The sequence below is a fragment of the Streptomyces lushanensis genome (assembly GCF_001700515.1).
GTDB classification, from domain to species: domain Bacteria; phylum Actinomycetota; class Actinomycetes; order Streptomycetales; family Streptomycetaceae; genus Streptomyces; species Streptomyces lushanensis.
Genome location: NZ_MAUD01000227.1, coordinates 1 through 10,314, shown reverse-complemented (window position 1 = coordinate 10,314; position 10,314 = coordinate 1). Strand labels below are relative to the sequence as shown.

Annotated in this window: 10 protein-coding genes; 4 read left to right on the top strand and 6 right to left on the bottom strand. The window is 74.1% G+C overall.

The annotated features are described in order from the left end of the window. The 3 genes from BFF77_RS19390 to BFF77_RS19380 form a co-directional block, all read left to right on the top strand. Window positions 1–652, top strand: a 652-nt coding sequence (locus BFF77_RS19390) for an ATP-binding cassette domain-containing protein (RefSeq protein WP_066951370.1), incomplete at its 5' end; no start/stop codon positions are given. A 266-nt stretch (window positions 653–918) separates the two neighbouring features. Continuing rightward, entirely contained in the window at window positions 919–2,262 is a 1,344-nt protein-coding gene (locus BFF77_RS19385; protein WP_245703593.1) for a hypothetical protein, read from the top strand. 349 nt (window positions 2,263–2,611) lie between these two features. After that, window positions 2,612–3,322: a universal stress protein gene (locus BFF77_RS19380; RefSeq protein ID WP_245703592.1), complete on the top strand. Its 711-nt coding sequence runs from the start codon at window positions 2,612–2,614 to the stop codon at window positions 3,320–3,322. Between the two features lie 143 nt (window positions 3,323–3,465). Here the strand turns inward: BFF77_RS19380 and BFF77_RS19375 are convergent, their stop codons facing one another. The 3 genes from BFF77_RS19375 to BFF77_RS19365 all read right to left on the bottom strand — a co-directional run bounded on the left by BFF77_RS19375 (window position 3,466) and on the right by BFF77_RS19365 (window position 5,860). Beyond that, on the bottom strand, window positions 3,466–4,092 hold the full coding sequence (locus tag BFF77_RS19375; RefSeq protein WP_066951373.1) for a DoxX family membrane protein: 627 nt from the start codon (window positions 4,090–4,092) through the stop codon (window positions 3,466–3,468). A 156-nt stretch (window positions 4,093–4,248) separates the two neighbouring features. Beyond that, window positions 4,249–5,496 (bottom strand): tetratricopeptide repeat protein, encoded by a 1,248-nt coding sequence (locus tag BFF77_RS19370; RefSeq protein WP_245703591.1) that lies wholly within the window; start codon window positions 5,494–5,496, stop codon window positions 4,249–4,251. 49 nt (window positions 5,497–5,545) lie between these two features. Next, window positions 5,546–5,860: a chaplin family protein gene (locus BFF77_RS19365; protein WP_066951363.1), complete on the bottom strand. Its 315-nt coding sequence runs from the start codon at window positions 5,858–5,860 to the stop codon at window positions 5,546–5,548. 279 nt (window positions 5,861–6,139) lie between these two features. On the opposite strand from BFF77_RS19365, the gene BFF77_RS19360 reads away from it, so the two are divergent. Next, window positions 6,140–6,856, top strand: coding sequence for a response regulator transcription factor (locus BFF77_RS19360; RefSeq protein ID WP_066951360.1), 717 nt, complete (start codon window positions 6,140–6,142; stop codon window positions 6,854–6,856). A 33-nt stretch (window positions 6,857–6,889) separates the two neighbouring features. Here BFF77_RS19360 and BFF77_RS19355 read toward each other — a convergent pair whose 3' ends face one another. The 3 genes from BFF77_RS19355 to BFF77_RS19345 form a co-directional block, all read right to left on the bottom strand. Further along, on the bottom strand, window positions 6,890–8,692 hold the full coding sequence (locus BFF77_RS19355) for a sensor histidine kinase (RefSeq protein WP_079125305.1): 1,803 nt from the start codon (window positions 8,690–8,692) through the stop codon (window positions 6,890–6,892). Window positions 8,693–8,793: 101 nt separating this feature from the next. Further along, a complete protein-coding gene (locus BFF77_RS34590) occupies window positions 8,794–9,789 on the bottom strand; it encodes a GNAT family N-acetyltransferase (protein ID WP_066951358.1) in 996 nt (331 codons plus the stop codon). 227 nt (window positions 9,790–10,016) lie between these two features. Continuing rightward, on the bottom strand, window positions 10,017–10,314 hold a 298-nt coding region (locus tag BFF77_RS19345; RefSeq protein ID WP_141698467.1), incomplete at its 5' end, for an ATP-binding cassette domain-containing protein.

Below are 10,314 nucleotides of genomic sequence, written 5' to 3'. Positions count from 1 at the left end.
CGGCGCCGGCAAGACCACCCTCATCCGCGCCCTCGCCACCGTCCTGCGGCCGTCCGACGGCTCCCTCGAACTGCTCGGCGCCTCCGCCGACGCGCAGAGGGGCCGCCGCGAACTGCGGCGCCGGATCGGTTATCTGCCGCAGGAGTTCGGGTACTACCGGCGCTTCACCGTGCGCGAGTTCGTCGAGTACATGGCCTGGCTCAAGGAGGTCCCGGCCACGGAGATCCCCGGCGCCGTACAGCGTGCCGTCGAGCGTGTCGGCCTCGCGGACCGCGCCGACCACCGGATGAAGTCGCTGTCGGGCGGCATGGTGCGACGCGCCGGTATCGCCCAGGCGATCGTCAACGATCCGCGGATCCTGCTGCTCGACGAACCGACGGCCGGACTCGACCCGGCGCAGCGGCTGCGCTTCCGTGAACTGCTCCACCAGCTCGGTACCGACAGCTGTGTCGTCGTCTCCACGCATCTTGTCGAGGACGTGGCTGCGGCCTGTACGGATGTGCTGCTCATGGCCGAGGGCCGGACGGTGTTCAGCGGTACGCCGGACCAACTCGCCGACGCGGGCGGGCCCGAGGACCCGGGCGACAGTCCGATCGAACGTGGTTACGCGGCGCTGCTCATGCGCTCGGAGCCGGGAAGAGGTACCTGGTGAACCCGTCACAGCCGTCACAGCCATCCAGGCCGTCACAGCCCACGGGAGCGGCCCGGCCCACAGGGCCGTCGCCTGCGGGGGCGTCCCAGCCCGCGCGACCCTCCCACGCCGAGAACCCGGCGCGGACCGCGACCGCCGGGAGCACCGGGGCTCCGGGTCCGCGCCGCCGCCTGCCCCGAGGGCGGATCCTGCGGATCGAACTCCGTCGCTCCACCGCTCTGTGGCCCGGTGCCCTGCTCCTGCTCGGTTCGATCGCCCTCCTCCAGTTGTTCGGCGGCGGCCCGTGGTCAGAGGGCGCCGAGTCCTGGACCGCGCAGTGGACGTCCACCGCCTGGTGGGAGCGGTATCTGATGGCGTTCCTCTGGCCGCTGGCCGTGGCGGCCGGGGCCGTACAAGGGCTGCGGGACCACCGCTCCCGTATGACCGAACTCCTCGGCACGACGTCCCGTCCCACCTGGCAGCGCTCCGCCAGGACCGCGGGCGCGCCGGCGCTCACGCTCGCCGTCGCCTATCTGCTGGTCTTCCTCTACGGCGGGGTCCAGGTGATCGGCAACGAGGGCTACGCGCATCTCCGCTGGCTGCCCATCCTGATCGTCGGCGCGCTGGCGCTGGTCGCCGCGGCCTGGCTGGGGATGGGGGTCGCCAGGACCCTGCCGTCCGCGCTGACGCCACCGGCGCTCGCGATGGCGACGCTGATGGCCGTGGTGCTCGTCCATGACGCGGTCACACCGGGCATGTTCCCGAACCGGATCGTGCTGCTGTCGCCGTCGCTGACCGAGGTGCACAGCACGTTCCTGACCGTCGCCTGGCGGGTCAACGCCGGACAGGCGGTCTGGCTGCTCGGTCTCGCCGCCACGGGTTTCCTGCTGCTGGTGGCGGGGAAGCCGCGCGCACGGCTGCTCGCGCTGCTGCCCGTGGTGCTGGGCGCGGCGGTCGCGGTGCCGCTGCTGCCCGCGCACGCGGACCGTAACTTCGTCGTCGACAAGGCGGCGACGGCGCTGGTGTGCGACGGCCCGGTCTGTGTGACATGGGTGCACGAACGGGAACTGGTCACGCTCGCCGGTCCCACGGGCCGCGAGAACGGGGAGAGTCCCGGCGAGAAGGCGCTGCGGCTGCTCGCCGGGCTGCCGGATCCGCCGTCGGCGGTGCGCGAGACGGTCCCCGCGTGGCCGCCCGGCACCTGGCAGCCGCAGGCGCCGCCGCAGCCCGCCGGTCTCGTCCCCGTCGACTTCGAGGCGCAGGCGCTGAGCGGTGCCACGGAGGACGAGGTTCTGCGCGGCCTGCTGGCCGGGGCCGGTACGGCGCCCTGTGTCGTCCCGCTCAGGTCGTATCCGACCGAGGAGGAGGAAGGGCGGTACGACAGGACGAAGGCCGTACGGGAGCTGGCCGCGCGCACGGTGTCGGCCGCCTGGTTCACCGGCGAGCTCAAGCCGCTGCCCGGAGCGGGCGAGCTGCGCGCCGACGCCAGCAGGCTCGCCGGTCCGGCCTGGGACGCGCTGCGCGCACTGCCCGCGGACGAACAGCGGGCCAGGATCGCGGCCCTGCGGACGGCGGCGCTGCGCTGCGAAGGTGACCTGTTGACGGTGCTGGGCGAGGACGGCCCCAGGTGAGCGACCCGACGCCGGGGGCACTCGACGTGCGGTAGTTGGCCCCGGACGCGCGGCCAATAGCCCTGGACATGCGGTGGTTGACCTCGGACGTGCGGTGGTTGACCTCGGACGTGCGGCCCATGGCCCCGGACACGCGGTGGTTGACCCCCGACACGCGGCCGTTGGCGCTCCGCGCCCCCCGGCCGGGGCCGCCGGACGTCGTCCGGGAGGCCGCGCGCCGTTAGGGGCCGAGTCGCGCTCCCCTGGGCCCGGTCGGCCCCTGCCCTCGGCCCGGCCGGAGATCGGACGCTGATGCCCGTGACCGTCCGCGGACGGGTCGGCCGGGCAACAGCGGAAGAGGGGAAGACACATGTCCGAACGCCATGTGGTCGTGGGCATCGACGGTTCGATCATCTCAACACGCGCGCAGGACGCGGCTGTCGAGGAGGCCGTACGCCGGTCGGTGCCGCTGGAGATCGTCTGCGCCGTACCGGATCCGGACGTGGCGGGCCCGCTGCTCGCCACGTCCGCCGCCCGTGTCCGTACGCGCCACCCCGATCTGACGATGCGTCTCAGCGCCGTCGCCGCCGATCCGGCGGAGGCGCTGGCGCGCAAGGGCGAACGCGCGGCGCTCACCGTCGTGGGCACCCGCGCCCTCGGCGGCCTCGCCTCGCTGGCCTCGCCGTCGGTGGCCCGCCGGGTGGTGGAACGTACGCGCTGCCCGCTGCTGGTCGTCGGCGCGGGGCATCTCCCGTACCACGCGAGGACGGGCGACGTCCTGCTCGCCGTCGAGACGGACGCGGACATCGAGGCGGCCGTCTTCGCCCATGAGGAGGCCGCGCGCCGTGGTGTGCGGCTGCGGCTCGTCCACACCCCGCTCTACCGTCCGCCCGTACGGTCGGCGGACAGCCTGATCGCCGCCACCGCCGACGCGTGCGTGGTCGTCATCGCACACCACCCGCACGGGAACGGGAACCGGCACGGGAACGGCGGCTCGCGCCACGAGCAGACGGCACACGCCCTGCTGCACCGCTCCCGCTGCCCGGTGTTCGTCGTTCCGGCGGGCCTCGGTACGCACTGACCGGAACGCCCCGACCGGAGCCACGACGGCGGCGGGCGGGGCGCGCGACGGGGCGCGACGGCAGTACGAGGACGTGGATCGGCCGGGGTGCGGTGACGCACCCCGGCCGTGTGCCGCGCCGAGCGGAACGGTGGAGCGACGGCTCAGTGGAGCCAGCGGCTGCCTCGTACGAAAGGCAGTTCCCGCCACACCCCGCCGAGCCCCCAGGTGCGGCCCGCGGCGGCGAGGGCGAGAACGATCATGACGGCCGCGTACAGGACGTGGTAGTCCACGACCGGGTTCGAGGACATGCTGGGCGATCCGTCGGCGAGATGCCTGGCCGGCGGCCATTCCGCGGCCCACATCAGAGCCATCATCACGGTGCCCGCGACGGCCGCGAGCCGCAGCGCGACGCCCGCGGTGAGCGCGAGGCCGATACCGAGCAGACCGAGCATGAACAGCCAGTCGGCCCAGGCGTCCCCGGCCCAGGAATGGAAGGTCGAACGGAACGGCCCCACGGCGACGTTGCCGAGGAAGCCCTCGGTGGGCGATCCGCCGTCGGCCCAGGCGCCGGCGGACCCGGTCGCGTAGCCCCAGCCGAAGGTCTTGTCGAAGAAGGCCCAGAGGAACACGAACCCGAGCAGAATCCGTACGACGGCGGCGCCCCGGGCGAGCCACCCGGTGACAGCGGCCCGGGGCTGGACACCCTCGGCCGGGACGGCCGTCGTGGGCCGCCCGTGCGCCGTGAGCGAGCGGAACCTGGTGTGACGGGGAGTCTGGTGAACTGCCATGTCGGTCATCCCTTTCAGCGGGCTGGGCGGGAGCGGGAGCGGTGTCCCGGTGGTCCGGTGTGCGGCTCCAATGTCCCGCCGCCACGGCCCGCACCGCTGCGGCCCGACGGTCCCGCCCGCAGGGCCGAACGGCACCGGCCCGAGGGCCGGTTGGGCTCAGCGGGGACCGGCCGCCGGGGCCGGGGCGCGGGCGGCGAGGAGGAGGTCCTCGTAGGTGTGGTGGCCACGGGTGGCGGTGCGGTGGTGCAGCAGGCCCGCCGCGCGGGCGTGCTCGCCCGCGTCCACCAGGGCGCGGGCCAGGGTGTCCTGGACGATCTCCCGCTCCACCCGCACTCCGCCGATCCGCTCCGTCTGCTCGCCGAGGCCGCCGAGCAGGTCCACCGCCGCGCCGGGGCGGCCCGCGGTGATCTCCGCCAGGGCGAGGACCACGGGGGCCAGGACCTCGCGGTAGTCGGGGCGTTCGTCGGCGGCGGCGCGGCGGGCCAGCCGGTGCAGGTCCTCGGTCGCGGCCTCCACGGCCAGGGCCAGGGCCAGGTTGAAGGTGTGGAAGACCTCCGCCATCCCGCCGGGCGCGGCGAGCAGTTCCCGTACGTGCGCCGGGTCGCTCCGGCCGGCCGGTGTCTGCCCGGCCAGCAGCAGACGCCAGTTCGTCGCGGCCCGCATGCCGACATCCGCACGCGCCAGCGCCGCGTCCGCGCGCCGGCGCGCGTCGGGGAAGTCGCCGCAGGCGATCGACTGGAGCGCGGCGTGCCAGTTCAGATGCCGTAACTGCACCGCGTGCGGGTCCGCCGCGAGCCACCGGTCCAGGAACGCGACGGACGCGGGGCCGGCTCCCAGCTCGTGGTCGGCGTGCGCGAGGGCGTGCGCGGCCACACCGGAGCGGGGATACTGGGCCAGCGCCTGTACGGCCAGCTCGCGCGCCTCCCGTACCCGGCCCTGTTCCGCCCTGGTCGAGGCGAGCCAGCTCGTCCACGGCCAGTTCTCCGGGCCGGCCAGCGCGGACTGCCGCTCCGTCAAGGCATCGCCCCGCGCGCGGTAGGCGGCGTCCCCGCAGGAGGAGAAGGCGCCCAGCATGAGGCCGGCCGGCTCGTCGCCCGGCCACCGGGCGAAGTGCCCCACCAGATGATCGGCCGTCAGCCGGTACTGCCGGTGCGTATGGAGGAACACCCCGTACACCAGGCTCGCCTGCCGCTCACCGACGGCGCGCGCGTCCCGGTGGGCGCGCACCAGCTGCTCCTTCAGCACGGCGTCGTCCAGACGGTCGGCGGTGGCCAGCGTCAGCAGCGCCCGCGCCACACCGCAGTCCGGATCCCCGGCCACCCACTCCCGCAGCAGGGACAGCGCCCGCCCGCTCAGGGCCAGCAGCGCGGTCACCGCCCGCTCCTCCACCGGCGCGTCGTCCACCGCCACCGTCACCTCGCCCGGCCGGACATCCGTCGCACCTGGTGGCTCCTCACACGCTCGACCTGAACAGGGCGGTACAGATGATGCCGCTGTTGCCGCAGTGGTTGCGCGGCAGGCTCAGTGGCAGACCGGCCTCGTTGCCGCTCGCGACCCCGCTCCCGGCCACCGTGGAGCCCGCCGCGCGGGCACCGCCCTGGCTGACGCACGTGTTGCCGAACACCGCGTTCCCGATCCCGACGACGTTCGCGTGGGCCGCGCCGGCCGGAAGCAGTGCCGCACCGGCCACCGCGCCCAGCACCGCGGCCCGCACACCCACACCCACACCCGCCGCACCTCGGCCGGTGCCCCGCGTCTCCGTGCTCATCGCGCTCCTCCTTCGTCCGGGACCGCGTCCCGGTGCCACCGATCACGCCCGCCGGACAAACCGGCACGCACCCCGACCAACGACGCAACCCGGCTCCCGACACGCGGTCGCCGCGCCGGGCCGGCGGTCCGGGTCCGGCCCGGCGGGCGGGAAAGAGGCCGTTCGGCCCCCGGACGGGAGCGGCCGGAGACCCTACGGCCCTGGTGCCGGCGGGGCCGTCGCGCGACGATCGCGGGATCGCGGGACGATTCGTCTGCCGGGAAGCACCGAGGAATCCTTATGAGCGCACCCCGTACGTTCTCGTCCGGGCATCCGATACGGGTGCTCCTCGTCGACGGCCCTCAGACGGTCCGGCACGCGCTCCGCGACGTACTCGACGCCGAACCCGACATCCGCGTCGTCGCCGACGCCGGCTCGGTGGGCGAGGCGCTGGTCCGTCCTCCGTCACCGGTTCCGGACGTCGCGGTGCTGGATGTCCGGTGGCCCGACGCCGACGACATCACGGCCTGCCGGGAGCTGCGGTCGAGGATGCCCGGTCTGGCGTGGCTGACGCTCACCTCGTTCGACGACGACACCGCGCTGCTGAACGCCGTCCTGGCCGGTGCGTCCGGTTATGTGCTCAAGCAGATCAAGGACTCCGCCCTCGTCTTCGCCGTCCGGGCCGTCGCCTCGGGCCGGTCCCTGCTCGATCCGGCGGCCACCGCGCGGCTGCTGGGCGGGCTGCCCGCACGGACGCCCGCCGCCGGGACCGGGCCGCCCGGCGCGCCCGGCGCGTCGGCTCCAGCCGTGCTCTCCCCGGAGGAACGGCACATGCTGAGGCTCGTCGGCGACGGGCTCACCGACCGCCAGATCGGGCGGCGGCTCTCTCTCACCGAGAGGACCGTCAGCGACCGGATCTCGCGTCTGCTGCCGAAACTCGGGATACGGCAGGGCGCACCGGCCTCCGCCGCCCTCGCGCGGGCGCGTACGCCTCCGCGCCGAGGCGCCCCCGGCTGAGGCGTCCTCGGCGCGGGCCGCGCCTGCGCCGTCTCAGTCCCGGTCCGGTCCGCCGGGCCCGGCAGCCGCCGTGTCCGCCGTATCCGCCGCCGTATCCGCAGACGCGGATGCCGCCGACAACGGCACCCGCCACACCAGACGCGCGCCGCCTCCCGGCGGGGTGTCGTGGACGAAGGAGCCGCCCAGCGCGACGCTCCGCTCCTTGATGTTCTTCAGCCCGCTGCGCGCGGCCTCCGGCCCGAAGCCCACACCGTTGTCCGCGACCGTCAGGCTCAGCTCACCGGGCGCCACGGCCAGCCGTACGTCGGCGGCCGTCGCCCGGGCGTGCCGCGCGACGTTGCTCAGCGCCTCCACCAGCACCGCGATCAGATGGTCGGCGATCGCGGGAGGCACATCCGTATCGACCAGACCCTCCGTCCGGACAGCGGGACTGAAGCCGAGCGACGCCGCCGCCGCTTCGACCGAGACGGCCACGCGGGCACGCACTCCCTCGGCCGCCCGGCCCGTCTCCTTCGTACGGAGTCCGAAGATCGTCGAACGGATGATCTTGATGGTGTCGTCCAGATCGTCGACCGCGCGCTCCAGCCGTTCGGCGGCCTGCGGATGCCGGACGAACTTCTGGGTGCTCTGGAGCGTCATGCCCGTCGCGAACAGCCGCTGGATCGCCAGATCGTGAAGGTCGCGGGCGATACGGTCCCGGTCCTCCAGGATCGCTATCTGCTCGGCGGCGCTGCGGCGTTCGGCCAGTTCCATGGCGAGCGCCGCCTGACCGGCGAATCCGAGCAGCGGAACCGTCTGCCCTGCCCCGAAGGCGGGTCGTCCCGCACCGCGCGCGAGCAGAAGCGTCCCGCGCACCCCACCGCGGGCGCCCATCGGCACCGCCACCGCCGGTCCCAGTCCCGCCCATCTCGTGTCGCCCGCGCCAATACGCGGATCGTGGGCGATGTCGGTGCTCACGACCGGTTCGGCGGCCGAGAACGCGGCCCCGACGAAACCGTCGCCGTCCGCCACCCGCAGCCCGTCGTGCGCCTGTGCGTCCTGGCCCACCGCGAGCACGGTCCGCAGCTCGCCCGGGAGTCCGCCCGCGCCCTCGACCGGCAGGGCCACCAGACCGAGGTCGGCCGAGACGATCTGCCGGGCCCGCTCGACGATCAGTTCGAGCACCTGGGCCCGCGGACCGCCCGACAGCAGAGTGCTCGTCACCTCCGCGCTCGCGGCCAGCCACTGCTCGCGGCTCCGCGCCTCCTCGTACAGCCGCGCGTTCTCGACGGCGACACCGGCCGCCACCGCCAGCGTGGACAGGACGGACTCGTCCTCGGCGTCGAACTCCTGGGCACCGCGCTTCTCGGTGAGGTACAGATTGCCGAAGACCTTGTCGCGCACCCGGATCGGAACGCCGAGGAAGGAGTGCATCGGCGGATGCCCGGCCGGGAAGCCGTACGAGGAGGGATGGCCGGACAGCTCCGGCATCCGCAGCGCCTCTGGATGCCTAATCAGCTCTCCCAGCAGACCGTGGCCGCTGGGCAGCGGGCCGATCCGCGCTCTCAGTTCGTCGTCGATGCCCACGGTGAGGAACTCCGACAGCTTCTCGTCCTCGCCGATCACGCCCAGCGCACCGTACTCGGCGTCCACCAGCACCACCGCGGCCTCGACGATGCCCCGGAGCACCTGCGGCAGATCCAGTTCCCGGCCCACGGAGAGCACCGCCTCCAGCAGGCCGTGCACCCGGTCGCGCGTGCTGCGGACCGCGTCGATACGTATCTGAAGCTCTTCCAGCAGCTCGTCCAGGCGCAGCCGTGGAAGATGCTCTGCCGAGCTGCCGCGTCCTGACCGCACGGAGCGCCTCCCCTGAGACCATCCGGACCGTCGCGGCCCGTGAGAACGGCTGACCGGCGGACAGGCCGGCCCGAGGGCCACGATAGAGGCCGGTCGCCGGCTCAGAGCGTGGTACGGAAGATCCCGGCCGGACGCTCGCGGCGGTAGCCCAGCGCCTCGTTCACGGCCAGCATCGACGCGTTGCCGTCGGCGACGGTGGTGGTGATCTCCCGTACGGCGGGATGGAGTTCGCGCAGCCTGCCCAGCAGATGGCGCTTGACCGCCCTGCCGAAGCCGCGGCCCCGGTGGCCCGGGACGACGACCGTGTCGTACTGGACCGCGCGGGTGTCGGCCGGATCGGACAGCACCACCTCGGTGTACGCCACCACGGCGTCGCCGTGCGCGGTGTCGAGCACGGCGGCGGTGAGGACGGCTCCGCCGCGCCGCTCCAGCACCCGGGCCGCGGCTCTCACCCGTGCCACGTCCGGGCCCGGTCCGCGCTCGTCCGGCTGCCCTCCGGGCACCGTCGTCGGCGCCTCCCGTGCCGCCGCGTGGGCACGGGCGAAGGACTCGGCCGGTCCGTCGGGGACCGCGCCCGACCAGTCGGTGAAGCGGAAGCCGTCGGGCAGCACGGGCGGCGGGATCTCGTCCACCGCCTGCTGGACGCGCAGGACGTACCAGCCGAGCGGCAGCACATTCGTGAAGCCGAGGCTGTCCACGAACGCCTCGCCCGCGCCACCGAGTTCGAGCACGGTCGAGACCGAGGTGCGCCCGCGCGCGAGGAGTTCGGCGCGTACGGCAGCCCAGAGCGCGGCGCCGACACCGTGCCGCCGGGCGTCGGGCCGTACGACCAGGGCGTCGAGAAAGGCGGTGTGTCTGCTGCCCTGCTCGGTGAACAGGAGCAGCGAGGCGACGCCCTCGTACGAGCCGTCCCGCGCCGGCATCGCGAGATGAACGTTACGCCCGTGCAGCGGAGGCACCCGCAGCTTGCCTGCGGTCTCAGCCCTGCTGGGCTCGGGCACCGAGGCCGGCAGATCGCGGACGTGTGCGGCGCTGACCACGGCGTGCCAGGCATCTGTCTCGGCGTCCGACGGCGGACTTCCCAGGGTGATCAGCATGGACCGAACCTACGCGTACGAGGAGGGCGACGCCCCCGAGTTGGCGGGACGTCCGGGCGGGACGGGACGACGGGACGGGGTGCTCGTGCCACGGCGGCACGAGCACCCCACCGCATGGGCACCCACAGTGCGAGCGTGCCGCTCGGCACAGGCACCACGGCACAGGCACCACAGCGCGAGCGCCGCTCGGCACCCGCACCCCCACCGCCCGGTCCGGCCGGTACGGCTCAGGCCGCGGCGTTCTCGGTGACCGTGACCCGTCCCTTGCGGATCGTGGCGAGCCGGGGGGCCCGGCGGGCGATCGCGCTGTCGTGAGTGACCATGATGAACGTCAGGCCGTGCTCTTTCCAGAGGCCCTCCAGCAGTTCCATGATCTCGTCACGCATCGACTCGTCCAGATTTCCCGTGGGTTCATCGGCGAGCAGCACCTTCGGCCTCTTGACGAGCGCGCGGGCGATCGCGACACGCTGCTGCTGGCCGCCGGAGAGCTCGCCGGGCACATGGCCGAGGCGCTCGCCGAGACCG